Origin of the sequence: Pseudomonas fluorescens Q2-87, assembly GCF_000281895.1 — a bacterium.
Lineage (GTDB): Bacteria > Pseudomonadota > Gammaproteobacteria > Pseudomonadales > Pseudomonadaceae > Aquipseudomonas > Aquipseudomonas fluorescens_S.
Genome location: NZ_CM001558.1, coordinates 1,500,507 through 1,527,240, shown reverse-complemented (window position 1 = coordinate 1,527,240; position 26,734 = coordinate 1,500,507). Strand labels below are relative to the sequence as shown.

Below are 26,734 nucleotides of genomic sequence, written 5' to 3'. Positions count from 1 at the left end.
TTCAACACCGAACCCTGTGGGAGCGAGCTTGCTCGCGAAGGGGCCAGCACAATCATTTCAAATCCTAGGATCAAGCCGCTTTCGCAGCCAAAGCCTCCCGCACCACCCCCGCCAACCGCTCGAGCCCTTCATCCAGCCGCGCTGGATCGATGTGGCTGAAGTTCAAGCGCAGGTGCCCCGGGTGCTTGTCCGGTTCCGGGAAGAACGGCTCGCCCGGCATGAACGCAACGTCCACCGCCAGCGCGGCGGCAAGCAAAGTTCGGGTGTCCAAAGGTTGCTTGAGAGTCAGCCAGAAAAACAGTCCGCCTTGAGGCACATTCCAATCCGCGATGTCGGCAAAATGCTTGTGCAGCGCAGCCTGGAAACGGTCGCGACGGTCCCGGTAGAAATCCCTCAACTCACTCAAATGATCGCGGTACCGCTCGGTGCCGATCCATTGCAACGCCTGCCATTGGCCGATGCGATTGGTGTGCAGGTCCGCCGATTGCTTGAGCCGCAGCAGGTGCGGGAACAGATCCGGGCTGGCGATCAGGTAACCCACCCGTAGCCCCGGCAACAGAGTTTTCGACACGGTGCCGGTGTAGATCCAACTGGCCTTTTTCAAGCGGCTGGTAATCGGGGTGGCACTGCCGCCGTCGAATGTCAGCTCACGGTAGGGTTCGTCTTCAACCAGGGTGACGCCAAACTCGTCCAGCAGCGCCGCCACCGCATCGCGCTTGGCCTCGCTGTAGCGCACCGCCGACGGGTTCTGGAACGTCGGAATCAGGTAGATGAACGCTGGGCGATGCCGCTCCAGCCGCGCCCGCAACTGGTGAAGGTCCGGACCGTCGGCCTCCAGGGCCACGGTGATACAGTCGGCGCCGAACAGCTGGAAAATCTGCAACGCTGCCAGGTAAGTCGGCGCTTCCAGCATCACTTCAGTGCCGACATCGATGTGCAGCTTGGCCGCCAAGTCGAGGGTCTGCTGGGAGCCGCTGACCACTAGCACCTGATTCGCTTCACAGGCCAGGCCCAGCGAGCGCGCCTGCGCGGCCAAGGCTTCACGCAAGGCCGGCTCGCCTTCGCTCATGCCGTATTGGCCCATGGACACCGGCATATCCGCCCACTCGACTTTCGGCAGCATGGCTTCTGCCGGCAGGCCGCCGGCGAACGACATCACCTCAGGACGTTGCGCAGCAGCGAGAATTTCTCGAATCAACGAACTTTTGAGGCGCGAGACACGTTCGGAAAAAGCCATAGGGTCACCTGTAGCGGGTCGCTGGAAAAATGAGTCAAACTAGTTGACCGAAATTACTCCGACCTCTCTGGATACGTCAATATGCTTGACCTTAAAAACCCGACCTCTCAGCAAATGGCCATGGAAGCTTTTTTTTTCGGCTATCAGGCGTTCACCGCCAAGGCCGATGAGATGCTCGAGCGCCGGGGTTTGAGCCGGGTCCATCAGCGCATTGCTTTTTTCATCGCCCGTTACCCATCCCTGAGTGTGAAAGAGCTGCTGGCGGTCCTCGGGGTGAGCAAGCAAGCGCTGAACATGCCGTTGCGCCAGTTGATGGAAATGCACTTGGTGGACAGCGTTGCGTCCGAGACGGACAAGCGCAAGCGGCTGCTGGCGTTGACGGCTGAGGGGGAGCGGTTCGAGCAGGCGTTGCGCCGTGAGCAAGTGAAGTTGCTGGAGCGGGTGTTTGCCGAGGCTGGGGAGGAAGCGGTGAGTGGGTGGTTGGCGGTGAATCTGGCACTGGGGAAATCTAGCGACTGAAGGTGTCTGATCCGATGCTATCGCGAGCACGATCCCACAGGGGCCTGGCCGCCTACAAAATTTATATTCAACGCATTCCACTGTGGGAGCGAGCCTGCTCGCGATAGCGCCCGCAAGGGCGATATACCCCGATCGCCAAACATTTCGTCGACAAAACAGAAAACATTATTTGCTTTATTTGTATACAAAAGCATAATTCGCTTCGTGCGAGTTCCTGACCAATAGGTCAACAAACGTCGCCAGCCTTACCTGCCTCAACGCTGCGCAACCACCCTCAGGGCCTGCGTAGCTGGAAATAACAATAAAACTCTTGAGGAGTACTCGCTGTGGAAAGCCGCAAACCCGACGCCCAGACGCTGGATCTCTCGCCGCCATTACGCAGTGGTTGGCTGGAGCGCATCTTCAAACTCAGCTTGCATGGCACCACGGTGAAGACCGAGCTGATTGCCGGTCTGACGACCTTCATCACCATGGCCTACATCATTTTCGTCAATCCCAACATCATGGCCGACGCCGGCATCGACCATGGCGCTGCCTTTGTCGCCACCTGCATCGCCGCTGCCTTGGGTTGTCTGTTGATGGGCCTGTACGCCAACTGGCCGGTGGGTCTGGCGCCGGGCATGGGCCTGAACGCCTTCTTTACCTACACCGTGGTCGGCACCATGGGCTACAACTGGGAAACCGCGTTGGGCGCGGTGTTCGTTTCCGGCGTGCTGTTCATGGTCCTGACCTTGTCGCGAATCCGCGAATGGCTGCTCAATAGCATTCCGGTGAGCCTGCGCTTCGCCATGGGTGCGGGGGTCGGTTTGTTCCTCGGGTTGATCGGTTTGAAGACAGCCGGGATCATCGTCGACAGCCCTGCCACGTTGATCAAGCTCGGTTCGCTGCGTGAACCTGGGCCGTTGCTGGCCGCCGTGTGTTTCCTGATGATCGCGGTGCTCAGTTACCACCGGGTGTTCGGTGCGATCCTGATCAGCATCATCGCCGTGACGCTGGCCGGCTGGGGCCTGGGACTGGTGCAGTACAACGGCGTCATGTCCACGCCGCCGAGCCTGGCACCCACCTGGATGGCCATGGACGTGGCCGGCGTGTTCAATGTCAGCATGATCAGCGTGGTGCTGGCCTTCCTGTTCGTGCACATGTTCGACACCGCCGGCACCCTGATGGGCGTTGCCCAGCGCGCCGGGCTGGTGAAAGCCGACGGCAAGATCGAAAACCTCTCCCGCGCATTGAAAGCCGACAGCGCCTCCAGCGTCTTCGGCGCAATGGTCGGTGTGCCTCCCGTGACCAGCTACGTGGAAAGCGCCGCCGGTGTGGCAGCGGGTGGCCGGACAGGGCTTACCGCCGTGACCGTCGGTGTGTTATTTATTGCCGCCATGTTCTTCGCACCGCTGGCCGGGATGATTCCGGCCTATGCCACGGCCGGCGCCTTGATCTACGTTGCCATGCTGATGATGGGCGGTATGGCCCATATCGACTGGGACGAAGCGACCGACAGCATCCCGGCCATCGTCACGGCCATCATGATGCCCCTGACCTTTTCGGTCGCCGATGGTATCGCCCTGGGTTTCATCACCTACGTGGTACTCAAGGCAGGCACCGGTAAACACAAGGAAATTTCCGTCAGCTTGTGGGTGCTCTGTGCGATCTTCATCGCCAAGTTCATCTTTTTGTAAGCGATACCGTATCCACCCGCCTCACCCCTTGGGTGAGGCTTTTGTACATCAGGAGCAAAAGCAATGAACCTGGAAACCTGGCTGTTGTTCAGCGGCGCCGCGCTGGTGGTGATCCTCATTCCCGGCCCGCTGTCGCTGTTGATGATCGGCAACAGCCTGAACTACGGCCTGCGCCGCTCATACCCGGCATTCCTGGGCGGAGTGATTGCCTCCATTTGCCTGTTGAGCGCTTCGGCGCTGGGGCTTGGTGCGTTGTTGATGGCCTCGGAACAGTTGTTCAGCGCCCTGAAAATCGTCGGTGCGCTGTACCTGTTCTACCTGGCCTGGCAGAGCTGGCAGCAATCGCGCCAGCCGGCCCAAGGCGCCGAAGTGCCCCAGGCCGCCGCCGTGCCGCGCTTTCGCGCACTGTTTGGCCGGGCCTTCGTGCTGGGCGCCAGCAACCCGAAGGACATTCTTTTTTTTGCCGCTTTCCTGCCGCAATTCCTGAGTGCCGAGCAACCGTTCCTGCCGCAGTTGCTGATCATGATCGCCACTTGGACCGTGCTCGACCTACTGTGCAAGCTGGCCTACGGGCTCGGCGCCCACGGCGCGGCTCGATATCTGCGCACGGGCAAGGGGCAGAGCTGGTTCAACCGGGTCAGTGCCGGGTTGTTCGGTAGCGCGGGGGCGGCTTCGTTGCTGAGTCGCTAAGAAAAACAAAAGCTTCGCGAGCAAGCCCGCTCCCACAATTGGAATGCATTTCAAATGTGGGAGCGGGCTTGCTCGCGAAGGCGCCCTTCCAGACAACACATATCGACAAGCAAAAAAAAGCCCGCAGTGTGAGCGGGCGAAAACCAGGGAAGCTCTATGCGCAGTCGCTTCCAGGACAAGGCAGCAGCTTGGGGGATCAACTGCCTCGATAGGTTGAATAGGCGTAAGGCGAAATCAACAGGGGCACGTGGTAATGCTCCTGCTCGGCCGAAATGCCGAAGCGCAGCACCACCACATCCAGGAATGCCGGCTCGGGCAGTTGCACACCTCGGGCACGGTAGTAATCGCCCGCATGGAATTGCAACTGATAGACCCCCGATCGATAGTCATCCCCTTGCAGCAATGGCGCATCGCAGCGGCCGTCGCTGTTGGTCTGCGCGCTGGCGACCAAGTGCAGGTGTGATCCTTCAACGCGGTACAGCTCGATCTTGATCGCACTGCCCGGGCAGCCGTGGGCTGCGTCCAAAACGTGAGTAGTCAAACGTCCCATCGATTGTGCGCGCCTCGCTGCGGTGCAGCCCGGCACGGCGCCTCCTTAGAATCAGTTGAAAGACAAGCCGCACCGTTTCGGAGCATCAAACGCTGCGGCGATGGATGAATTAAGACACTTTACATAAAAATTGTACACAATAAAAAGAAGATATTTTGCTCGCATCATGTTCAATTGCGCCCCTGCCCCAACTTCAAGCCAAACCAAAGGATACGCTGCTCCAGTAGCGATTAATTGACCAAGTAGGCAGGTTTCTTGCAGTGTAGACAAACCAGGGGACTCGATGAAAAATGCAAAAAAACGGGCTTACAAATCGCGCATAAAGTTGTATACAATCACTCCATCGTCGTGACGCCAGCCTGTGATTCATCATCAGGGCGCCACCCACATGGTTCGAACAAGAAGGAAGACTGCAGTGAGCGCTGACTACCCACGCGACCTGATCGGTTACGGCAATAACGCTCCCCACGCCCAGTGGCCGGGCAACGCCCGCATCGCCCTGTCCTTCGTACTCAATTACGAAGAAGGCGGCGAACGCAACATTCTGCACGGCGACAAGGAATCCGAAGCGTTCCTCTCGGAGATGGTCGCGGCGCAACCGCTGCAAGGCGAGCGCAACATGAGCATGGAATCGTTGTACGAGTATGGCAGCCGTGCCGGTGTCTGGCGTGTCCTCAAGCTGTTCAAGGAATTCGACATCCCGCTGACCATCTTCGCCGTGGCCATGGCCGCCCAGCGCCATCCGGACGCGATTCGTGCGATGGTCGCCGCTGGACATGAAATCTGCAGCCACGGTTATCGCTGGATCGACTACCAATACATGGATGAAGCCCAGGAACGCGAGCACATGCTCGAAGCAATCCGCATCCTGACCGAAATCACCGGCGAGCGGCCGCTGGGCTGGTACACCGGCCGCACCGGCCCCAACACCCGTCGGCTGGTGATGGAAGAAGGTGGCTTTCTCTATGACAGCGACACCTATGACGACGACCTGCCCTACTGGGAACCGAACACTCCCCACGGCAAGCCGCATCTGGTGATCCCGTACACCCTGGACACCAACGACATGCGCTTCACCCAGGTGCAGGGTTTCAACAACGGAGACGATTTCTTCCAATACCTCAAGGATGCTTTCGACGTGCTGTATGCCGAAGGCAGCGAGGCACCGAAAATGCTCTCCATCGGCTTGCACTGCCGTCTGATCGGCCGCCCTGCCCGCCTCGCCTCGCTCAAGCGCTTCCTCGAATACGCCAAGGGCCACGAGCAGGTCTGGTTCGCCCGGCGCGTCGACATCGCCCGCCATTGGCAGCAGACCCATCCCTGCCCGCAGGCTCTGAAAGCGGGAGCGTCGAAATGACTGCGTTCCAAACCCTCAAGCCCTCCACCCTGAGCCGCGAAGCCTTCGTCAAGGCCTTCGCCGATATCTACGAACATTCGTCATGGGTGGCCGAAAAGGCTTTCGAGCTGGGCCAGGATTCGTCGATCGACCAGGTCGAAACCCTGCATCAGCGCATGAGCGATATCCTGTTGAGTGCCGATCACGCCAGCCAACTGGCCTTGATCAACGCTCACCCGGACCTGGCCGGCAAAGCGGCCGTCCAGGGCCAACTGACCGAAGCCAGCACGAACGAACAGGCAGGCGCCGGTATTCACCAATGCACGGCCGAAGAGTTTCAACGCTTCACCGAGCTGAACGAGGCCTACAAAGCCAAGTTCAAGTTTCCCTTCATCATGGCGGTAAAAGGCAGCAACCGGCACCAGATCCTCGCGGCGTTCGAAACGCGCATCCACCATTCGATCGACACCGAATTCAAATGCGCGCTGGCAGAGATCAACAAAATCGCGTTGTTCCGACTACTGACCCTTTAGCGAGCAGCCTGCTGCAAGCATCTCCAGCCAACTTATTTAAAGGCAGACAAGAAGAATGAAAGCTTACGCCGTACCTTTCGAGAAGTTCGTCAACCTGGCCGACGCCCGCCTGGGCACCAAGATCATCTCCGTCACCGATGACTGGTTCGCCGACGCCAACCGTCTGTTCCAACCGACCCCAGCGGTGTGGAAGGAGGGTGTATTCGATGACAACGGCAAGTGGATGGACGGCTGGGAGTCGCGCCGCAAGCGCTTCGAAGGCTACGACAGCGCGGTGATCCGCCTGGGCGTCGCCGGCTCGATCAAGGGCGTGGACATCGACACTTCATTCTTCACCGGTAACTACCCGCCGTCGGCCTCCCTGGAAGCCTGCTTCCTGGTCGAAGGCGAGCCGGACGAAAACACCCAATGGACTGAAGTACTGTCGGCCGTCGAGCTGCAAGGCAACAGCCACCACTACCACGAAATCAACAATGACCAAGCTTTCAGCCACCTGCGCTTCAATATCTATCCCGATGGCGGCGTGGCTCGCCTGCGGGTCTATGGCATTCCGTTCCGCGACTGGTCGGCCGTAGGCGACAACGAACAGATCGACCTCGCCGCCGCCCTCAATGGTGGCCGCGCCTTGGCCTGCTCCGACGAGCACTTCGGCCGCATGAGCAACATCCTCAACCCGGGCCGCGGCGTGAACATGGGCGACGGTTGGGAAACCGCCCGTCGTCGCACCCCCGGCAATGATTGGGTGATCGTCGCCCTGGGCCACGCCGGCATCGTCGAGAAAGTCGTCGTCGACACCCTGCACTTCAAGGGCAACTACCCCGACAGTTGCTCGATCCAGGGCGCCTTCGTCAAGGGCGGCACCGACAGCCAGATCGAAACCCAGTCGTTGTTCTGGCGTGAACTGCTGCCGAGCCAGAAGCTGGAGATGCACGCGGAACACACCTTCGCCGAACAGATCAAGGCGTTGGGGCCAATCACCCATATCCGCCTCAATGTGTTCCCGGATGGGGGCGTGAGTCGCCTGCGGGTTTTGGGCAAGGTATCGAAATAAAGGGTGCACCTGTGGCTAGGGAGCTTGCTCCCGCTGGGTGGCGAAGCCCACCCAGAAAAACAGGGCCGCTGCGCGTCCCAGCGGGAGCAAGCTCCCTCGCCACAAAAGCTGAACAAACGACACAGATTTTTTTGGATAAGAAGACCAGCATGCGCACACTCAAGATCGAACCGTTGACCAAAGAAGCCTTCGCCCCGTTCGGTGACGTGATCGAAACCGATGGCAGCGATCACTTCATGATCAACAACGGTTCGACCCTGCGCTTTCATCGCCTGGCGACGGTGGAAACCGCCACGCCGGACGACCAGGCGATCATCAGCATCTTCCGCGCCGACGCGCTGGACATGCCATTGACCGTGCGCATGCTGGAGCGCCATCCGCTGGGCAGCCAGGCCTTCATACCGCTGCTCGGCAATCCCTTTCTGATCGTGGTCGCGCCACTTGGCGATGCACCTGTATCAGGCTTGGTCCGCGCCTTCGTCACCAACGGCAGGCAGGGCATTAATTACCATCGCGGCGTCTGGCACCACCCGGTGCTGACGATCGAAAAGCGGGATGACTTCCTGGTGGTTGATCGCAGTGGCACAGGCAATAACTGCGATGAGCATTTTTTCAAAGAGGATGAGCTGTTGATCCTCGCCCCCCACCAATAAGAGAAGCGTCCGATTATGCGAAAACAAGCATGACGGGCGAGAGGTAAAGACTGTGGAAGCACATATGCTGGAATGGCTGAACCTGAGCGTGCGCTGGGTTCATATGATCACTGGCGTGGCCTGGATCGGCGCGTCGTTCTACTTCGTCTGGCTGGAAAACAACCTCAACCGCGTCAACCCCCGCAGCGGCCTGGCCGGCGACCTGTGGGCCATCCACGGCGGCGGTATCTACCACCTGGAAAAATACAAACTCGCACCACCCTCCATGCCGGACAATCTGCACTGGTTCAAGTGGGAAGCGTACTTCACCTGGATGTCGGGCATCGCCCTGCTGTGCGTGGTGTTCTATTGGAACCCAACCGTTTATTTGCTGGCGCCCGGTAGCGGCTTGAGCGGCCCCGAAGGTGTTGCCTTGGGCATTGGCTCGTTGTTCGTCGGCTGGTTCGTCTATTCGTTTCTCTGCGACTCGGCCCTGGGCAAGCGCCCCGCCCTGCTCGGCCTGATCCTGTTCGTGCTGCTGATCGCCGCCGCCTACGGGTTCAGCAAGGTCTTCAGCGGTCGCGGTGCCTACCTGCATGTCGGGGCGGTCATCGGTACGATCATGGTCGGCAACGTGTTTCGCATCATCATGCCGGCCCAACGCGCGCTGGTGGCGGCCATCGCCGAGAACCGCACGCCCGATCCGGCACTGCCGGCCAAGGGGCTGCTGCGTTCACGGCACAACAACTACTTCACCCTGCCGGTGCTGTTCATCATGATCAGCAACCACTTTCCGAGCACCTACGGCAGCCCGTACAACTGGCTGATCCTGGCGGGGATCGCGGTGGCCGCTGTGTTGGTGCGCCACTACTTCAACACGCGCCATGACAGCAACCGGTTCGCCTGGACGCTGCCGGTCGGTGCCCTGGCAATGATTTGCCTGGCTTATGTCACTGGCCCCAAGCCTGTGACGAGCGCACCGGACGTGGCCAAGGCACCGGCGGCCATCGAATACCAGCCGCTGCCGGAAACCGCCGTGGGCGGTGGTGCCAAGCCGCAAGCCGCACCCGCGGCGCCGGCCCCAGCGCCCGCCCAAGCCGCCAACGCCCAGGGGCCGTCGTTCGAGAAGGTCCACAGCGTGATCCAGGAACGCTGCTCGGTCTGTCATTCGGCCAAGCCCACCAGCCCGTTGTTCAGTGCAGCGCCAGCCGGCGTGATGTTCGACACGCCGCAGCAGATCCAGCAACAGGCCGCGCGCATCCAGGCCCAGGCCGTGACCAACCAGATCATGCCACTGGGCAACATTACCCAAATGACCCAGCAAGAGCGCGATCTGATCGGCGCGTGGATCAACCAGGGCGCGCGCACCAACTGATCCACGCCGTCCAAAATCGCTACGTGTAATACCGCTGACAGGCAGACCGGCATACGACCGGTCGCCCGTCAGCGACTGCCTGCGCCTCAACAATAAAAACCAGAGGAAAGCATCAGATGACACAGCCCCACCACCACGCCCCACATTCGTCGCGAATGCGCCGATGCAGGGCACTTGAGCCCGCCAAGGCAAGTCCGTATCCTGCGCGGCCGTTCGAATCCGCACCTCCAGGAAGCCCCCTCGAATCCTGACCAACACGCCAGCTTTACCGGCGTTACGCAGGACTGCGGCCCCTTGAAAACACCTTTTTCGACCGCTTCAAACCGCTCGGGCGAGCCTGCTTCGGCCTTGGCTCAGCTCTTGCTAACAGCATTTGCCACGAGCAAAAGCTGACCAAACGGATGTTTATTGTCCGTTGAAAAAGGCGCCACACCAGAGCGCTGAATGAAAAAAGACAGCGGTACCACTTACCTTTGGGAGCAAACCGAATGAAACGTATGTGCACCAGCCTGATACTTGCAGGGTCCCTGCTGGCCGGGGGCCAAGCGATGGCCGATGACCTGTTCCAGTGGCAGAACAACAGCCTGACCTACCTGTACGGCAAGGATTTTCAGGTCAACCCGCGAATCCAGCAGACCGTCACCTTCGAGCACGCCGACGCCTGGAAATACGGGGACAACTTTTTCTTCCTCGACCGGATCTTCTACAACGGCAAGGAAGACAGCAACGCCGGGGCGAACACCTACTACGGTGAGTTCAGCCCGCGTCTGTCGTTCGGCAAGATCTTTGACCAGAAGCTGGAGCTGGGCCCGATCAAGGACGTGCTGCTGGCCATGACATACGAGTTCGGGGAAGGCGACAACGAGTCCTACCTGATCGGCCCGGGCTTCGACCTGGACATTCCCGGTTTCGACTACTTCCAGCTGAACTTCTACAACCGTCAGACCGAAGGCGCCCGCGCCGGCGACAATGTCTGGCAGATCACTCCCGCGTGGGCCTACACGATTCCCGTGGGCTCGTCCGATATCCTGATCGACGGTTTCATCGACTGGGTGGTGGACAACGACACCAACTCCAAAGGCACGTACCACGCCAACCTGCACATCAACCCGCAGATCAAATACGACTTGGGCAAGGCACTGAACCTGGGCGCCAAGCAGCTCTACGTGGGCGTGGAATATGATTACTGGAAGAACAAATACGCCATCGAAGACAGCGATGGATTCAAGACCAACCAGAGCAATACCAGCTTCTTGCTGAAGTATCACTTCTGACCTGACTGGATCTCAGGTTTAGAGCCCACCACAAATCCCTTGTGGGAGCGGGCTTGCTCGCGAAAGCGGACTGTCAGCCGATATCGATGTTGAATGCTCAGTCGCCTGCGCGAGCAAGCCCGCTCCTACACTGGCTGCGTGACAGCCACGGTTTTAGTGGCGCACTCCCTCAAGCCAACCCCAGGAACCGACTCAGTTCCTCACGCTGCGCCAACGCATCCTGGCGCCCCAATTCGACCAGTTCGCTGCAATACCCCGCCTCGAACAACAGGTAACTGAGCACCCCCGCGCCGCTGGTCTTGGTCGCCCCCGGCCCGCGCAGGAATACTCGCAATGCACGGGGCAACTCCTGCCGATGGCGAGCGGCAATTTCATCGATCGGTTGGCTGGGAGAAATCACCAGCACCTCCACCGGCGCCGCGCCGAGGGTGTGGGCGGGAACGTCGTCGGGCAGCAAGTGACTGAACGCGTTCAGACGCTCAAGCAACTCGATGTCGCTTTCCAGGCTGTCGATGAACGTGCTGTTGAGCATATGGCCGCCGATCTGCGCCAGTGACGGCTGCAGGCCGGTGTAGCTGCGCTCCGAAGGATCCTGGCCACCCGCACCACGAGGGTTGCCACTGACACCGATGACCAGCACGCGATTGGCCCCCAGGTGCAGGGCCGGGCTGATAGGCGCCGATTGACGCACGGCACCGTCGCCGAAGTATTGCGGGCCAATCTTGACCGGCGCGAACAACAGGGGAATCGCCGAACTGGCCAGCAAGTGCTCTACCGACAACTGCGTCGGCACGCCAATGCGCCGATGGCGCAGCCAGGCACCGATGGTTCCGCGTCCCTGATAGAACGTCACGGCCTGGCCCGACTCGTAGCCGAACGCGGTCACCGCCACCGCCCGCAATTGCTCCTCGAAAATCGCTTGCTCGATACCCGACGCGTGGAATTGCGCCTGGAGCAATTCGCGCAGCGGCGAACTGTCGACCAGCGCCACCGGCAGCTTGGCTCCAAGGCCCAGCAGGCTGTGAGTGATGAAACGCGTCGCCTGGGCAATCACCCCGCGCCAGTCGCTGCGCATGACCTGATGGCTGCGCACCGTTTGCCAAAAGGCTGTCAGGCGTTCGATGGCGCTCTTGAAGTCCATCGCCCCGCTGGCCAGGCTGACCGCGTTGATCGCGCCGGCAGATGTGCCGACGATCACCGGGAACGGGTTCTGCGCCCCGTCGGGCAACAACTCGGCAATCGCTGCCAAGACACCCACTTGATACGCTGCCCGAGCCCCGCCGCCGGAAAGAATCAAACCTGTAACCGGTTCAGCTGGGGTCATCGCAATGCTCCGTGCTCAAGGTGACGCTGGAAATTGGCCGAGTGCAGATTCAACCACGCTTATCGTAGAGCTTCGGCTCGCCCGGCGGACGGCTCTTGAAGCGCCGGTGGGCCCAGAGGTATTGCTCGGGACAATCTCGCACCGACTGCTCGACCCATTGATTGATACGGATGCAGTCAGCCTCTTCAGTCTCCCCCGGAAACCCTTCCAGCGGGGCCTGGATCACCAGGCGATAGCCGCTGCCATCGGCCAGGCGCTCCTGGACGAATGGCACGACCAGCGCCTTGCCCAGGCGGGCGAACTTGCTCGTGGCGGTGACCGTCGCCGCCTGGATGCCGAACAACGGCACGAACACGCTTTGCTTGGCGCCGTAATCCTGGTCCGGCGCATACCAGATCGCCCGACCGGCACGCAGCAGCTTGAGCATGCCGCGCACATCATCGCGTTCCACCGCCAGGGAATCGAGGTTGTGCCGCTCACGGCCCCGGCGCTGGATATAGTCGAAAAGTGGATTTTTGTGTTCGCGGTACATGCCATCGATTGTGTGCTGCTGGCCGAGCAAGGCCGCGCCGATTTCCAACGTGGTGAAATGCAGCGCCATCAGGATCACGCCCTTGCCCTCGCGCTGGGCCAGCTTGAGATGCTCCAGGCCTTCGACATGGGCCAGCTTCGCCAGGCGCGAACGCGACCACCACCAGCTCATGGCCATTTCGAAGAAAGCGATGCCGGTGGAAGCGAAGTTTTCCTTGAGCAGACGCTTGCGCTCGGCAGCGGACTTTTCGGGAAAGCACAGCTCCAGGTTGCGCCGGGCGATGCGCCGTCGGTCGCCAGCCACCCGGTACATCAGCGCACCCAATGCACGGCCGACACGCAGCAGCAACGGATAAGGCAACTGGACGATCAGCCACAATAGCCCCAGGCCGCACCATAGCAGCCAGAAACGCGGATGAAAAAAAGCAGCTCGAAAACGCGGGCGATCCATTACAGCTTCCACAAAGACATGGGCCGGGCATTCTACATTGTTCGACCCGGGTTGCGGCTCGCGGACGATCTCGTTATAAGTCTCGGCACTTTTAGTGACAAGCCGTTGTACGCCGACCATGAGCCAAACCGAACCGCTAGACCAAGATCCCGTGTTCCAGTTGAAGGGCAGCATGCTCGCCATTACGGTGCTGGAGCTGGCCCGCAACGACCTGGAGAGCCTTGACCGGCAATTGGCGGCCAAAGTCGCCCAGGCCCCGAATTTCTTCAGCAATGCCCCGCTGGTGCTGGCCCTGGACAAGCTGCCGGCCGGCGAAGGCGCCGTGGACCTGCCGGGCCTGATGCGTGTTTGCCGCCAGCACGGCCTGCGCACCCTGGCGATCCGTGCCAGCCGCATCGAAGACATCGCCGCCGCCATCGCCGTGGACATTCCGGTGCTGCCGCCGTCCGGCGCCCGGGAGCGCGTGCTGGAACTGAGCCCAGTCGAAGCGAAGAAAACCCCGGAAAAACCACCCGAGCCCACGATCAAGCCGACCCGCGTCATCACCTCGCCCGTGCGCGGCGGGCAACAGATTTATGCCCAGGGTGGCGATCTGGTCATCGTTTCCTCGGTCAGTCCGGGCGCGGAACTTCTGGCCGATGGCAACATCCATGTATACGGCCCGATGCGCGGTCGCGCGCTGGCCGGCGTCAAGGGTGATACAAAAGCCAGGATTTTCTGTCAGCAATTGAGCGCTGAGCTGGTTTCCATCGCCGGGCAGTACAAGGTTTCCGAGGATTTGCGCCGCGACCCATTGTGGGGGGCGGGCGTCCAGATCAGCCTGACGGGCGACGTGTTGAACATCATTCGGCTTTAACGGATACTGCCGCATTTTCCAAGCATCTCTAAAACGTAGCGAAAACGGCTAAACGACGTAGGAAAAAGGATCAGGCAGTGTTTACCGGAGGTAGACCTCGCCCGCCATCCGATTTTCGCCTGGCCTGTCCAACTGCAGCAGTTTTCCAGAGATGTTCTTCAGGGGCTGAAAAAGTCCTTTTTTCCTTAGGGGTGAAACACCTTGGCCAAGATTCTCGTGGTTACATCCGGCAAGGGTGGTGTGGGTAAGACCACCACCAGCGCCGCTATCGGTACCGGCCTCGCTCTGCGCGGCCACAAGACAGTCATCGTCGACTTCGACGTCGGCCTGCGTAACCTGGACCTGATCATGGGTTGCGAGCGTCGCGTGGTCTATGACTTCGTCAACGTCGTCAATGGCGAAGCGAACCTGCAACAAGCCCTGATCAAGGACAAGCGCCTGGAAAATCTCTACGTGCTGGCTGCCAGTCAGACCCGTGACAAAGACGCGCTGACCCAGGAAGGCGTGGAAAAGGTCCTGATGCAACTCAAGGAAGACTTCGAGTTCGTGGTCTGCGACTCCCCGGCCGGCATCGAGAAAGGTGCCCACCTGGCCATGTACTTCGCAGACGAAGCGATTGTCGTGACCAACCCGGAAGTGTCGTCGGTACGTGACTCCGACCGCATGCTGGGCCTGCTGGCGAGCAAGTCCCGCCGCGCCGAAAAGGGCGAAGAGCCGATCAAGGAACACCTGCTGCTGACCCGCTACAACCCGCAACGGGTCAGCGACGGCGAAATGCTCGGCGTCGAAGACGTCAAGGAAATCCTCGCTGTCACCCTGCTGGGCGTGATCCCCGAATCCCAAGCGGTACTCAAGGCCTCGAACTCCGGCGTACCGGTCATTCTCGACGACCAGAGCGACGCCGGCCAGGCGTATAGCGATGCAGTCGATCGCCTGCTGGGCAAAACCGTGGAGCATCGTTTCCTCGATGTAACGAAGAAAGGTTTCTTCGAGCGCCTGTTTGGAGGTAGGTAATGAACCTTTTTGACTTCTTTCGTGCCAACAAAAAGCCCAGTACCGCCTCGGTCGCGAAAGAGCGTCTACAGATCATCGTGGCGCACGAACGCGGCCAACGCAGCACCCCTGACTACCTGCCAGCCTTGCAGAAGGAACTGGTGGAAGTGATCCGCAAGTACGTCAACATCGGCAGCGATGACGTGCACGTGGCGCTTGAAAGCCAGGGCAGTTGCTCGATTCTGGAACTCAACATCACCCTGCCGGATCGCTGATAGATCCAGCAGGAGCCACGGCGGCTCGGGCCCTCCTTCTCTTCCTTGGGAATATGAGATGGGCCCGAGCCGCCGTTGGCGTTTGTAACGAGACTGTTTAATGCCCCTGTCCAACATTCGCATCATTCATCAGGACGCCGCCGTCCTGGTGGTCGACAAGCCGACCCTGTTGCTTTCCGTGCCCGGCAGGGCCGATGACAACAAAGACTGCCTGATCACCCGCCTGCAGGAAAACGGCTATCCGGAAGCGCGAATCGTGCACCGGTTGGACTGGGAAACCTCCGGAATCATCCTGTTGGCCCGCGACCCGGACACTCATCGCGAGTTGTCCCGGCAGTTTCATGACCGCGAAACCGAAAAAGCCTACACCGCCTTGTGCTGGGGCCAACCAACGCTGGACAGTGGCAGCATCGACCTGCCGCTGCGCTACGATCCGCCGACCAAGCCCCGGCACGTAGTCGACCATGAACACGGCAAACACGCCCTGACCTTCTGGCGCGTGCTGGAACGTTGCGGCGACTGGTGCCGGGTCGAGCTGACGCCGATCACCGGGCGCTCCCACCAGTTGCGCGTGCACATGCTGTCCATCGGTCATCCACTGCTGGGCGACGGGCTCTACGCCCACCCGCAGGCCCTCGCTGCCTGGCCACGGCTGTGCCTGCACGCCAGCATGCTCAGTTTCACCCATCCGCAAAGCGGCGAGCGTTTGCGCTTCGAGTGCCCTGCACCGTTCTAGAATTGCTTCTCCATGGAAATGGATCATCCGATAAAGGCTTGGCATGCAGGTTATTGATTTTCAGGAAACGCCCGTCAGGAAAGTTCGTCACCAACTGCTGTATCTGATCTACGGGGACAAGGACGCTTATCGCCACGAAGCCAAGTTCAGCATCCTGACGGCATTGGCCCACGGCAACCCGGCGACACTGCCGAGCATCAGAATCATGACCGACCGGCCCGAGGACTACCTGGGCTGGCCGATCGAGACCGTCAAGCTGAGCCCCGGACTGCTGACCCAATGGCAGGGCAATAATGGTTACCTGCACCGGCGCAAAGCCTGCGCCATCGCCGCCGGGCTGAAGCTGGCCGAGAAAACCCTGTTCGTCGACACCGACACGCTGTTCCTCACCGATCCCGACCTGTTGTTCCAGCAAATCCGGCCAGGGCAGTACCTGATGGATCGCTTCGAATACAACTGGGACTACGTCTGTGGCCGCGAGGATTATCGCAAGCTGGCTGATTGCCTGTTGACCCACGGCGTGGATCAGAACAACAGCTTCAAGCTTTATAACAGTGGCTTGTGCGGTGTGACCGACGGCGATGCAGCGTTGCTGTCCCAGGCCATTGAGCGGATCGATGAATGGACCGAGGACGGCTTTGACATCCATACCATCGAGCAAATCGCGATTTCCTTCACGTTGCGCCACCAAGCCATCAAGGAAACCAACAAACACGTCTATCACTATTTCGCCGACAAACGCTTCTTCCACACCATGCAGGAGCACTTTTTCGCCCAGCACGGCGAGGCGTTCAGCGATCAGTTGATAGCGCGCTGCCATGAGGTACCGCGCAGCCGGCCCTTCCCGTCGGCCTGGCGTCGCCTGAAGATCAAATGGAAATTGCGCCACCAGCGCGGAGCCTTGCACAGGATCGGGCGCGACTTGTTGTATGGCAGCGCGGCGCCGGAACATCCTTACTACGAGCTGTGCAGGCATCATTGGTGGGATTCGGCATCGCGGGAGATTCTTCGCCTTGCACCGAAGCGTCAGCAACAGCTATTCGGCCACTTGAGGCACTGGCCGCGGCACCTGCCGGAACCGTCCAAGGCTCAGGACAAGCCCTTGATCATGGCGCATCTGCGCAAGCGGATCGCGCCCTCGGACTGACCCATACCGAGGACGCAGCACAATCAGTGACAGGGGATTGGGCCTGCAACGCAGGCAGTCGATGGGGTAAACTTGCGCCCATTGCTGTCTGGAGTTACTTATGCGCGCAGAGTTGAACCAAGGCCTGATCGACTTCCTCAAGGCCTCCCCCACCCCGTTCCACGCCACCGCCAGCCTTGCCCAGCGTCTCGAAGCGGCAGGCTACCAGCGTCTTGACGAACGCGAGACCTGGGCCACCGAGGCCAATGGGCGCTATTACGTCACGCGCAACGACTCCTCGATCATCGCCTTCAAGCTGGGCCGCAACTCAGCGCTGCACGATGGCATCCGCCTGGTTGGCGCCCACACCGACAGCCCGTGCCTGCGGGTCAAGCCGCAGCCAGAACTGCAACGCCACGGGTTCTGGCAACTGGGCGTCGAAGTCTACGGCGGCGCGTTGCTGGCGCCGTGGTTCGATCGCGACTTGTCGCTGGCCGGGCGCGTGACCTTCCGCCGTGACGGCAAAGTCGAAAGTCAACTGATCGATTTCAAGGCGCCCATCGCCACGATTCCGAACCTGGCCATTCACCTTAATCGCGAGGCCAACCAGGGCTGGGCCATCAACCCGCAGAACGAACTGCCGCCGATCCTCGCGCAGTTCGCCGGGGACGAGCGTGTCGACTTCCGCGCCGTACTCACCGACCAACTGGCCCGCGAACACGGTTTGAATGCCGATGTGGTGCTCGATTACGAGCTGAGTTTCTATGACACTCAAAGCGCCGCGGTCATTGGCTTGCACGGCGATTTCATTGCCGGTGCGCGCCTGGACAACCTGCTGTCGTGCTACGCGGGCCTGCAAGCCTTGCTGAACGCCGACACCGAGGAAACCTGCGTGCTGGTGTGCAACGACCATGAGGAAGTCGGCTCGTGCTCGGCCTGTGGCGCCGATGGCCCGATGCTCGAACAGACCCTGCGTCGCCTGCTGCCTGAAGGGGAAGAGTTTGTACGAACCATTCAGAAATCTCTGCTGGTTTCGGCAGACAACGCCCACGGCGTGCACCCCAACTACGCCGACAAGCACGACGCCAATCACGGTCCCAAGCTCAACGCCGGGCCGGTGATCAAGGTCAACAGCAACCAGCGCTACGCCACCAACAGCGAAACCGCCGGGTTCTTCCGGCACCTGTGCATGGCCGAAGAAGTGCCGGTGCAGAGCTTCGTGGTGCGCAGCGACATGGGCTGCGGCTCGACCATCGGCCCGATCACTGCCAGCCAGTTGGGCGTGCGCACCGTCGACATCGGCCTGCCGACTTTCGCCATGCATTCGATCCGCGAGCTGTGCGGCAGCCATGACCTGGCGCATCTGGTGAAGGTGTTGAGTGCGTTTTATGCGTCCCGCGAGTTGCCGTAACCGCAGCTAACCGTCTGTTTGGACCGGTGGACACCTGTGGCGAGGGAGCTTGCTCCCGCTGGGCTGCGCAGCAGCCCCCCTGACTCTGCAACTGAATGCGCATTTGCCAGTGCTGCGCACTGGAGCGGGAGCAAGCTCCCTCGCCACAACGGTGTCAGCCTCCGGATCGCGGGGGATGTGACACACGTCAGCCCACTCCAGCCAAACCCCAACTAGACTGACCTTATCCCCCCGACAAGGCTGTCGTCATGATCTCGATGTCTGCGTTCAACGCCATGCTGGTGCCCATCATTGCCGGCATGATCCTGCTGGCCATCGGTTTCAACTTTCGCGACAAGAACGTCGGAGTCTTTGCCATGTGGATCGGCATGCTGTTGATCCTGGCCACCGTGGTGTTCAAGATCCTGACCAAGCTCAACGAGTCGCTCTGAATTCAAGCCATCGGCGTTTGTTCCGGTACATCGACCCCGACATGAATGGCATCGTGTCGCCAGAATTCCAGGTCGCAGTCAATCAGCCGCTGGTGCTGGTCATAGTTGACCCGGGCAATGCGCAGCCCCGGGCTGCCCACCGAGACCTTCAGCGCCGCCGCGGCTTCCGGTTGCAATGAGGTGGGCACGATCTCGAACTTCACCCGCCCGTAGTGCAGGTCGTAGTGACGGGCGTACAGCTCGGTCATGGACTGGTTCAGGTCGAACTCGAGAATGTCCGGGAAATATTGCGGGTTCAGGTAGTGCTCGACGTACAGCACCAGGCGCTCGTCGATGCGCCGCGCGCGGCAGATCTGGATCACGCTGGACAGCGCCGGCAACTGCAACCAGGCACACACCGCCGCCGACGCGGGTTGCAGGCGAGCCGAAATCACTTGGGTAGAAGGTACCCGCCCCTGGGCCGCGACCATGGCGTGGAAATGGCTGCGCTGCATCAGGTTATAGGCCAGGCGCGGCGGTGAAACGAACCAGCCCCGGCGTTCTTCCCGATAGATCTGCCCTTGGGCCTCGAGCTGCAACAACGCTTCGCGCACGGTAATGCGCGTGGTCCCGAACAGTTCACTGAGCTTGCGCTCGGCCGGCAGCTTGCTACCGGGCGCCAGCAGCCCGTGATCGAGCTGCTCTTGCAGGACTTGGCCAATGGCTGTCACCGCTTTGGTTGCATCGATGCGCATCAACGTTACCTATCTGGACTAGACCAGCACTGTTTCAGGGCAGGGATCGAGCGCCCCTCAATCCGCTTTAACTCCAGCAAGCCTAGGCACTGCACATGACTGGCAGATGACAGAGCCGCCGAACGGTAGTTTTTACAACCTGCAAATAAACGGCCAAGTCCTTTCAGATCAGCTGTTTATCCATGGTCTACGCTTAATTCGCAGCCAACCCTCACGGACCTGATATTTGCCGGGGCATCCGGTGCCGACATCAAAATGTCACAGGGCTCGCCTAAATTGGCTCAGGTATTGCTGACCTAGACCAACACAACCGCAATCGCAGCGTTGAAAACGCCCATAGGAGCTTCGGATGAAACAGCTTTTCCTGGCATCACTGTTAGGCTCGACCATTGCCATGTGCACCGCCGCCATGGCCGCTGATACCGATCTGAAAACGTTGGAAGCCGCTGCGAAAGCGGAAGGCGCCGTAAACAGCGTCGGCATGCCCGACGACTGGGCAAACTGGAAAGGCACCTGGGACGACCTGGCCAAGCTCTACGGCCTGAAACACATCGACACCGACATGAGTTCGGCCCAGGAAATCGCCAAGTTCGCCGCCGAGAAAGACAACGCCAGCGCCGACATCGGCGACGTCGGCGCCGCCTTCGGCCCGATCGCGGTCAAGCAGGGCGTCGTGCAACCGTACAAGCCAAGCACCTGGGACCAGGTACCAGCCTGGGCCAAGGACAAGGACGGTAACTGGGCACTGGCCTACACCGGTACCATCGCCTTCATCGTCAACAAGAAGCTGCTGCATGGCTCGGACGTACCCACCAAATGGGCCGATCTTAAAACCGGTAAATACAAGGTTTCCATCGGTGACGTGAGCACGGCGGCCCAGGCGGCCAACGGCGTGCTGGCAGCAGCCCTGGCCAACGGCGGCGACGAGAAGAACCTGCAACCGGCCTTGTTGATGTTCGCCGAAATCGCCAAGCAAGGGCGCATCTCCATGGCCAACCCGACCATCGCCACGATGGAAAAGGGTGAAGTCGAAGTCGGCGTGGTCTGGGATTTCAACGGGCTGAGCTACAAGGCGAAGATGGCCAATCCGGATGACTACGTTGTGCTGATTCCGTCCGACGGCTCGGTCATCTCCGGCTACACCACCATCATCAACAAATACGCCAAGCACCCGAACGCCGCGAAGCTGGCCCGTGAATACATCTTCAGCGACGCCGGCCAGATCAACCTGGCCAAGGGCAATGCCCGTCCGATCCGCGCCGAACATCTGACGCTGCCGGAAGACGTCAAGGCCAAGCTGCTGCCCAACGAGCAGTACAAGGGCGTGACCCCGATCAAGGATGCCGATGCGTGGGAAAAAACCTCCAAGGCACTGCCGCAGGCTTGGCAGGAAAACGTGATCATCGAAATGAAGTGAGGCGGTAACTCCCGCTCGGATATCCGATGAAGATCCCTGTGGGAGCGGGCTTGCTCGCGAATGCAGTCTGTCAGTCAATATCAATGTTGAATGTCAGTCAGCATTCGCGAGCAAGCCCGCTCCCACACAGGACCTTCGCTGATCCGATTTTTCTGGTATCTGTCCCGGAGTCCCGGTACCCATGAAGCACAACGTCATCCTGGTGGTGCTCGATGGCCTCAACTACGAGGTCGCCCGGCATGCCATGGGACATTTGCAGGCTTATGTCGGCGCAGGACGCGCGGCGCTCTACAAACTGGAATGTGAACTGCCGGCCCTGTCCCGTCCGCTCTATGAATGCATCCTCACCGGCGTCGTGCCCATCGACAGCGGGATCGTGCACAACAATGTCTCGCGCCTGTCCAACCAGCGCAGCATCTTTCACTACGCCACCCAAGCCGGCTTGAGTACCGCCGCCGCTGCGTATCATTGGGTCAGCGAGCTCTACAACGTGTCACCGTTCATTGCCGGCCGGGACCGTCATACCGATGACCCCGACCTGCCGATCCAGCACGGGCATTTCTACTGGAATGATCACTACCCCGACTCGCACCTGTTCGCCGACGCCGAACACTTGCGCCAGCGCTACCAGCCGAATTTCCTGCTGGTGCACCCGATGAACATCGACGATGCCGGCCACAAGCATGGTCTTGACACACCGCAGTACCGCAACAGCGCCCGCTCGGCCGATATCAACCTGGCGGTCTACCTGCAAGCCTGGCTCGACGGCGGTTATCAGGTACTGGTGACATCCGATCACGGCATGAACAACGACCGTTCCCATAACGGCCTGCTGGCTGAAGAACGGGAAGTGCCGCTGTTTGTCCTGGGCAGCGGCTTCAGTCTCGACCCCACTGCCGCGCCCCGACAGATAGAACTCTGCGGCACCATCTGCCAGTTGCTCGGCATCGACCACGACAAACCCTATTGCCAGGAATTACTCAAGTGAACGCCATGACGCGCGGCAAATGGCTGGCAGCGTTGTGCCTGGTGCCCTTCGCGATTTTCTTCATCGTGTTCCAGATCGCCCCGCTGCTCTGGGTGCTGATCAACAGCCTGGAATCGGAAGAGTTCGGCTGGGGCCTGGCCAACTTCAGCAAGATCTTTAGCTCCAAGTTCTATCTGCAAGCGATCCAGCACAGCCTGGAGATCAGCTTCTGGTCCAGTGTGTTCGGCATCATCATCGCCGTGTTGGGCAGCTATTCCCTGCGCCGGGTGGATTCGCGGCTGCGCAACTTCGTCAATGCGTTTGCCAACATGACCAGCAACTTCGCCGGCGTGCCCCTGGCCTTCGCCTTCATCATTTTGCTGGGGTTCAACGGCAGCATCACGATCATGCTCAAGCAGGCGGGGATCATCGAGGATTTCAACCTGTACTCGAAAACCGGCCTGATCATCCTCTATACCTATTTCCAGATTCCCCTCGGCGTGCTGCTGCTCTATCCGGCATTTGACGCCTTGCGCGAAGACTGGCGCGAATCCGCCGAGCTGCTCGGCGCCAACGGCTGGCAATTCTGGCGGCACATCGGCCTGCCGGTGCTGACCCCGGCGCTGCTGGGCACGTTCGTGATCCTGCTGGCCAACGCTCTGGGCGCCTATGCGACGGTCTATGCGCTGACCACCGGCAATTTCAACGTTTTACCGATTCGCATCGCCGCCATGGTTTCTGGCGATATTTCCCTGGACCCAAACATGGCCAGCGCCTTGGCCGTGATCTTGGTGGCGCTGATGACTCTGGTGACCATCGTCCATCAGCTGCTGCTCAAGAGGAGCTACCATGTCTCGCGCTGAACCGGGCTCCGTCGGGCTCTATCATCGGGCAGTGGTGTATTTGCTGTTCGCTATCCTGCTGCTGCCCCTGGCCGGCACGCTGGTGTACTCCATCGCCAGCAGTTGGTCGGCCACCGTGCTGCCCAGCGGCTTCACCTTCAAATGGTATGTGCAGTTGTGGAGCGATCCGCGTTTCCTCAACGCGTTCGGCCAGTCACTGCTGGTCTGCGTCGGCGCGCTGGTACTTTCGGTGGTGCTGATCCTGCCGCTGCTGTTCGTGGTGCATTACCACTTCCCCAAGCTCGACGCGCTGATGAACATCCTTATCCTGCTGCCTTTCGCGGTGCCGCCGGTGGTGTCGTCGGTCGGGCTGTTGCAACTCTACGGCTCCGGGCCGCTGGCGATGGTGGGCACGCCATGGATTCTGATCGGCTGCTACTTCACCGTCGCCCTGCCGTTCATGTACCGGGCGATCACTAACAACCTGCAAGCCATCAACCTGCGCGACCTGATGGACGCCGCTCAATTGCTCGGCGCCAGCACCTTCCAGGCGGCCGTGCTGGTGGTGCTGCCGAACCTGCGCAAGGGCTTGATGGTAGCGCTGCTGTTGTCCTTCTCGTTCCTGTTCGGCGAGTTCGTGTTCGCCAACATCCTGGTCGGCACCCGCTATGAAACCTTGCAGGTGTACCTGAACAACATGCGCAACAGCAGCGGCCACTTCACCAGTGCGCTGGTCATTTCCTACTTCTTCTTCGTACTGGTCCTGACCTGGGCGGCCAACATCTTGAACAAGGACAAAAGCCAATGAGCTACGTCAGCGTCCAACACCTGCAAAAAACCTACGCCGGCACGCCAGTGTTCAGCGACATCAACTGCGAAATCCGCAAGGGCGAGTTCGTTACCCTCCTCGGCCCATCCGGCTGTGGCAAATCCACACTGTTGCGCTGCATTGCCGGCCTGACTGCGGTGGATGCCGGCCAGATCCTGCTGGACGGACAGGACATTGTCCCGCTGAGCCCGCAAAAGCGCGGCATCGGCATGGTGTTCCAGAGCTACGCCCTGTTCCCCAACATGACCGTCGAACAGAACGTGGCCTTCGGCCTGCGCATGCAAAAGATCGAGGCCGAGGCCAGCCGTCAGCGAGTGCTGGAAATATTGCGCCTGGTTGAGCTGCAAGACTTTGCCACTCGCTACCCCCATCAGCTCTCCGGCGGCCAATGCCAGCGCGTGGCCCTGGCTCGCTCCCTGGTGACCCGTCCGCGCCTGTTGCTGCTGGATGAACCGTTGTCGGCGCTGGATGCACGGATTCGCAAGCACCTGCGCGAACAGATCCGTCAGATCCAGCGCGAGCTGGGCCTGACTACGATCTTCGTCACACACGATCAGGAAGAAGCGCTGACCATGTCTGACCGAATCTTCCTGATGAACCAGGGAAAAATCGTACAAAGCGGCGATGCCGAAACGCTGTACACAGCGCCGGTGGATGTCTTTGCCGCCGGCTTCATCGGCAACTACAACCTGCTGGACGCCGACAGCGCCACCCGCTTGTTGCAACGCCCCATGAACGGTCGTATCGCCATTCGCCCGGAAGCCATCGAACTGAGTCGCAACGGCGAGCCCGATGCGCTGATCCGCAGCCACAGCCTGCTGGGCAACGTGATCCGCTACCGGGTCGAGGCCCGTGGTGTAGAGCTGGTGGTCGACGTACTCAATCGTTCGGCTGCCGACTTGCATCCCGATGGTGCGCGGCTGGCACTTTTCATCGATCCGTCGGCGCTGTGTGAGGTAGCCTGATGGCCTTGTTGATTTTGAAGAGAGAAGCGCGCTGATGGCCTTGGCAATTTTTGATCTGGACGAAACCCTGATCCATGGCGACTGCGCCACCCTCTGGAGCGAACAGATGGGACGCCTGGGCTGGGTCGATCCCGAGTCGTTCATGCGGCGCAACAACGAGCTGATGGACGCCTACAGTCACGGCAAGCTGCGCATGGAAGAGTACATGGACTTCAGCCTGGAACCGATGATCGGCCGCACGCCGGAAGAAATTGAACACCTGGTGACGCCGTGGGTTGAAGATTTCATCGAACCGATCATCTTCAGCGACGCCACCAAGGCCATCGCCGAACACCGCAAGGCCGGCGACCGGATCCTGGTAATCTCGGCGTCGGGCACACACCTGGTCAAGCCAATTGCCGAACGCCTGGGCATCGATGAGATCCTGGCGATCGAACTTGAAGTGGCCCATGGGGTGTACAGCGGCAAGACCGTGGGCACCCTGACCTACCGCGAAGGCAAGATCGCCCGGCTGCTGGATTGGCTGGATGCCGAGGAGGAGAACCTGGAAGGCGCGAGTTTCTATTCCGATTCGCGCAATGATCTGCCGCTGCTGCTGCGGGTGGATTACCCACACGTAGTGAACCCGGACCAAGTGTTGAAGGCCCACGCCGAATTGGCTGGATGGCCGATCCACACCTGGAAATAAAACACTGGGCAGCCCGAAGCCCCCCGTGGCGAGGGAGCTTGCTCCCGCTCGGCTGCGCAGCAGTCGTAAATCAGGCGACGGGGGTTGTCAGCCAGACCATTGGGGCGGCTGCGCCACCCAGCGGGAGCAAGCTCCCTCGCCACGGGGAAGGTGGCGTGTCAGTCGATGCGCTAGGGCCTGTGAACTAACTCAGGCTTTCATCAATCAGCAGCACCAATTTCCCCGATACCTTGTTGGTCGCCAATTGCGCAAACGCCGCTTCGGCGTCCTTGATGAGGAAGGTCTTGGCCAGTTGCGGGCTCAGGCGCCCTTCGGAGAACAGCGGCCAGACCTGCTGGCTCAGATCGCTGAACAGATCCGCCTTGAACTGATCGTCGCGGCTGCGCAAGGTTGACCCCAGCAACTGCACACGCTTGGCCAGGACCTGCGCCAGGTCCAGTTGGGCCTCGCGGCCGCCCATCAGCCCAATAAGCACCCAGCGCCCGTCAACTGACAAAAGTTTCACGTTGAGTTTCGCGTAGTTGGCGCCCACCGGATCGAGGATCACGTCGAAAGGGCCGAGGTCGTTCAGGCTTTCCATATCGTCGGTGCGTACCACGCCGCCCTGGGCACCCAAAGCTTCGCAATAGGCCAGGCGCTCAGCCGATCCGACACTCACCCAGCAAGGGCTGCCAAACGCCTTGCACAGTTGGATAGCGGCCGAGCCAACGCCACTGGCGCCGGCGTGCAGCAGCACTTTTTCACCCGGCTTGAGCCCTGCAAGCTGAAACAGATTCAACCATGCGGTGCTGTAAACCTCCGGCAGGGCGGCGGCTTCGGCCAGGGAAAGCCCCTCCGGTACCGGCAAGACATGCCGGCCATCGACCACCACTTCTTCGGCCATCCCCCCGCCGGCCAGCAACGCACAAACACGGTCGCCGATCTGCCAGGAAGACCCCGGCCCGACCTCGCTAATCACCCCGGAACACTCCAGCCCCAACACCTGGCTGGCTCCGGGAGGCGGTGGATAAAGCCCGGCTTTTTGCAACAAATCGGCCCGATTCAGGCCGGCCGCCGCCACGCGAATACGAACTTGCCCTGCATCACATGCAGGACTTGGCTCATCTGCCCATACCACTTGGCCTTCAACGCCTTGCAATGCTTTCACGGTGCCTCCATAGTGAGTCTCGACTGGGCCCGCTGCTGTTAACGCCGGGCTTTCTTGCATTATGCGCCCGGGCCACATGGAACCGGCGACTTCAAAGACGGCCTAATATGCGTTATCAATTGTCCCTGCGTCGAATCA

28 protein-coding genes are annotated in these 26,734 nt (G+C 60.5%); 22 read left to right on the top strand and 6 right to left on the bottom strand.

Translation table 11 applies throughout. The features are described 5' to 3' along the window. Window positions 1-70: 70 nt before the first annotated feature. Entirely contained in the window at window positions 71-1,237 is a 1,167-nt protein-coding gene (locus PFLQ2_RS20740; RefSeq protein WP_003179143.1) for a PLP-dependent aminotransferase family protein, read from the bottom strand. 81 nt (window positions 1,238-1,318) lie between these two features. Here PFLQ2_RS20740 and PFLQ2_RS20745 point away from each other — a divergent pair, with 81 nt between their 5' ends. The 3 genes from PFLQ2_RS20745 (at window position 1,319) to PFLQ2_RS20755 (ending at window position 4,122) form a co-directional block, all read left to right on the top strand. Continuing rightward, a complete protein-coding gene (locus PFLQ2_RS20745) occupies window positions 1,319-1,756 on the top strand; it encodes a MarR family winged helix-turn-helix transcriptional regulator (protein ID WP_003179141.1) in 438 nt (145 codons plus the stop codon). A 326-nt stretch (window positions 1,757-2,082) separates the two neighbouring features. After that, entirely contained in the window at window positions 2,083-3,432 is a 1,350-nt protein-coding gene (locus tag PFLQ2_RS20750; RefSeq protein WP_003179139.1) for an NCS2 family permease, read from the top strand. 63 nt (window positions 3,433-3,495) lie between these two features. Then, entirely contained in the window at window positions 3,496-4,122 is a 627-nt protein-coding gene (locus PFLQ2_RS20755; RefSeq protein WP_003179136.1) for a LysE family translocator, read from the top strand. A 196-nt stretch (window positions 4,123-4,318) separates the two neighbouring features. Here PFLQ2_RS20755 and uraH read toward each other — a convergent pair whose 3' ends face one another. Then, window positions 4,319-4,672 (bottom strand): hydroxyisourate hydrolase, encoded by a 354-nt coding sequence (gene uraH, locus PFLQ2_RS20760; RefSeq protein WP_003179133.1) that lies wholly within the window; start codon window positions 4,670-4,672, stop codon window positions 4,319-4,321. A gap of 415 nt (window positions 4,673-5,087) precedes the next feature. Here uraH and puuE point away from each other — a divergent pair, with 415 nt between their 5' ends. From puuE to PFLQ2_RS20790, 6 genes are all read left to right on the top strand, one after another. Then, entirely contained in the window at window positions 5,088-6,029 is a 942-nt protein-coding gene (gene puuE / locus PFLQ2_RS20765) for an allantoinase PuuE (protein ID WP_003179129.1), read from the top strand. Next, entirely contained in the window at window positions 6,026-6,541 is a 516-nt protein-coding gene (gene uraD, locus PFLQ2_RS20770) for a 2-oxo-4-hydroxy-4-carboxy-5-ureidoimidazoline decarboxylase (RefSeq protein WP_003179127.1), read from the top strand. Before puuE ends, uraD begins: the two co-directional genes overlap by 4 nt. A gap of 55 nt (window positions 6,542-6,596) precedes the next feature. After that, window positions 6,597-7,592, top strand: coding sequence for an allantoicase (gene alc / locus PFLQ2_RS20775; RefSeq protein WP_003179126.1), 996 nt, complete (start codon window positions 6,597-6,599; stop codon window positions 7,590-7,592). Window positions 7,593-7,741: 149 nt separating this feature from the next. Beyond that, window positions 7,742-8,245, top strand: a complete 504-nt coding sequence (locus tag PFLQ2_RS20780; protein WP_003179125.1) for an ureidoglycolate lyase — start codon at window positions 7,742-7,744, stop codon at window positions 8,243-8,245. A gap of 52 nt (window positions 8,246-8,297) precedes the next feature. Continuing rightward, window positions 8,298-9,599: a urate hydroxylase PuuD gene (locus PFLQ2_RS20785; RefSeq protein ID WP_003179123.1), complete on the top strand. Its 1,302-nt coding sequence runs from the start codon at window positions 8,298-8,300 to the stop codon at window positions 9,597-9,599. A gap of 488 nt (window positions 9,600-10,087) precedes the next feature. Continuing rightward, the gene (locus tag PFLQ2_RS20790) at window positions 10,088-10,873 is read left to right on the top strand and encodes an outer membrane protein OmpK (RefSeq protein WP_003179121.1); all 786 of its coding nucleotides are present in this window, start codon (window positions 10,088-10,090) and stop codon (window positions 10,871-10,873) included. A 169-nt stretch (window positions 10,874-11,042) separates the two neighbouring features. Here the strand turns inward: PFLQ2_RS20790 and PFLQ2_RS20795 are convergent, their stop codons facing one another. Together PFLQ2_RS20795 and PFLQ2_RS20800 are read right to left on the bottom strand one after the other, a co-directional pair. After that, entirely contained in the window at window positions 11,043-12,197 is a 1,155-nt protein-coding gene (locus PFLQ2_RS20795) for a patatin-like phospholipase family protein (RefSeq protein ID WP_003179119.1), read from the bottom strand. Between the two features lie 49 nt (window positions 12,198-12,246). Next, the gene (locus PFLQ2_RS20800) at window positions 12,247-13,179 is read right to left on the bottom strand and encodes a lipid A biosynthesis lauroyl acyltransferase (RefSeq protein ID WP_003179117.1); all 933 of its coding nucleotides are present in this window, start codon (window positions 13,177-13,179) and stop codon (window positions 12,247-12,249) included. A gap of 118 nt (window positions 13,180-13,297) precedes the next feature. On the opposite strand from PFLQ2_RS20800, the gene minC reads away from it, so the two are divergent. The 7 genes from minC (at window position 13,298) to PFLQ2_RS20835 (ending at window position 19,007) form a co-directional block, all read left to right on the top strand. Further along, window positions 13,298-14,035, top strand: a complete 738-nt coding sequence (gene minC / locus PFLQ2_RS20805; protein ID WP_003179116.1) for a septum site-determining protein MinC — start codon at window positions 13,298-13,300, stop codon at window positions 14,033-14,035. 201 nt (window positions 14,036-14,236) lie between these two features. Then, window positions 14,237-15,049 carry a septum site-determining protein MinD gene (gene minD / locus PFLQ2_RS20810; RefSeq protein ID WP_003179114.1) on the top strand — a complete coding sequence of 271 codons (813 nt, stop codon included), beginning with the start codon at window positions 14,237-14,239 and terminating at the stop codon, window positions 15,047-15,049. Next, window positions 15,049-15,303, top strand: coding sequence for a cell division topological specificity factor MinE (gene minE / locus PFLQ2_RS20815; protein WP_003179111.1), 255 nt, complete (start codon window positions 15,049-15,051; stop codon window positions 15,301-15,303). Before minD ends, minE begins: the two co-directional genes overlap by 1 nt. Window positions 15,304-15,403: 100 nt before the next feature. Then, entirely contained in the window at window positions 15,404-16,039 is a 636-nt protein-coding gene (locus PFLQ2_RS20820; RefSeq protein ID WP_003179109.1) for an RluA family pseudouridine synthase, read from the top strand. A gap of 43 nt (window positions 16,040-16,082) precedes the next feature. Further along, the gene (locus tag PFLQ2_RS20825; RefSeq protein ID WP_003179107.1) at window positions 16,083-17,186 is read left to right on the top strand and encodes a hypothetical protein; all 1,104 of its coding nucleotides are present in this window, start codon (window positions 16,083-16,085) and stop codon (window positions 17,184-17,186) included. 100 nt (window positions 17,187-17,286) lie between these two features. Beyond that, window positions 17,287-18,576 (top strand): M18 family aminopeptidase, encoded by a 1,290-nt coding sequence (locus PFLQ2_RS20830; RefSeq protein WP_003179105.1) that lies wholly within the window; start codon window positions 17,287-17,289, stop codon window positions 18,574-18,576. A gap of 248 nt (window positions 18,577-18,824) precedes the next feature. Continuing rightward, window positions 18,825-19,007 (top strand): hypothetical protein, encoded by a 183-nt coding sequence (locus PFLQ2_RS20835; protein WP_003179103.1) that lies wholly within the window; start codon window positions 18,825-18,827, stop codon window positions 19,005-19,007. Between the two features lie 2 nt (window positions 19,008-19,009). Here the strand turns inward: PFLQ2_RS20835 and PFLQ2_RS20840 are convergent, their stop codons facing one another. Next, on the bottom strand, window positions 19,010-19,741 hold the full coding sequence (locus PFLQ2_RS20840) for a UTRA domain-containing protein (protein ID WP_003179101.1): 732 nt from the start codon (window positions 19,739-19,741) through the stop codon (window positions 19,010-19,012). 349 nt (window positions 19,742-20,090) lie between these two features. On the opposite strand from PFLQ2_RS20840, the gene PFLQ2_RS20845 reads away from it, so the two are divergent. From PFLQ2_RS20845 to PFLQ2_RS20870, 6 genes are all read left to right on the top strand, one after another. After that, on the top strand, window positions 20,091-21,158 hold the full coding sequence (locus PFLQ2_RS20845) for an ABC transporter substrate-binding protein (protein ID WP_003179100.1): 1,068 nt from the start codon (window positions 20,091-20,093) through the stop codon (window positions 21,156-21,158). Between the two features lie 181 nt (window positions 21,159-21,339). Then, complete coding sequence (locus PFLQ2_RS20850) at window positions 21,340-22,146, top strand: alkaline phosphatase family protein (RefSeq protein WP_003179098.1); 807 nt, start codon at window positions 21,340-21,342, stop codon at window positions 22,144-22,146. 5 nt (window positions 22,147-22,151) lie between these two features. Then, entirely contained in the window at window positions 22,152-22,988 is an 837-nt protein-coding gene (locus PFLQ2_RS20855) for an ABC transporter permease (RefSeq protein WP_172680590.1), read from the top strand. Then, window positions 22,975-23,775, top strand: a complete 801-nt coding sequence (locus tag PFLQ2_RS20860; protein WP_003179093.1) for an ABC transporter permease — start codon at window positions 22,975-22,977, stop codon at window positions 23,773-23,775. The genes PFLQ2_RS20855 and PFLQ2_RS20860 overlap by 14 nt, the downstream gene beginning before the upstream one ends. Then, complete coding sequence (locus PFLQ2_RS20865; protein WP_003179092.1) at window positions 23,772-24,761, top strand: ABC transporter ATP-binding protein; 990 nt, start codon at window positions 23,772-23,774, stop codon at window positions 24,759-24,761. Before PFLQ2_RS20860 ends, PFLQ2_RS20865 begins: the two co-directional genes overlap by 4 nt. A gap of 34 nt (window positions 24,762-24,795) precedes the next feature. Continuing rightward, window positions 24,796-25,449: an HAD family hydrolase gene (locus tag PFLQ2_RS20870; RefSeq protein WP_003179090.1), complete on the top strand. Its 654-nt coding sequence runs from the start codon at window positions 24,796-24,798 to the stop codon at window positions 25,447-25,449. A 184-nt stretch (window positions 25,450-25,633) separates the two neighbouring features. Here the strand turns inward: PFLQ2_RS20870 and PFLQ2_RS20875 are convergent, their stop codons facing one another. Continuing rightward, complete coding sequence (locus PFLQ2_RS20875) at window positions 25,634-26,596, bottom strand: zinc-binding dehydrogenase (RefSeq protein ID WP_003179088.1); 963 nt, start codon at window positions 26,594-26,596, stop codon at window positions 25,634-25,636. Between the last annotated feature and the right edge of the window lie 138 nt (window positions 26,597-26,734).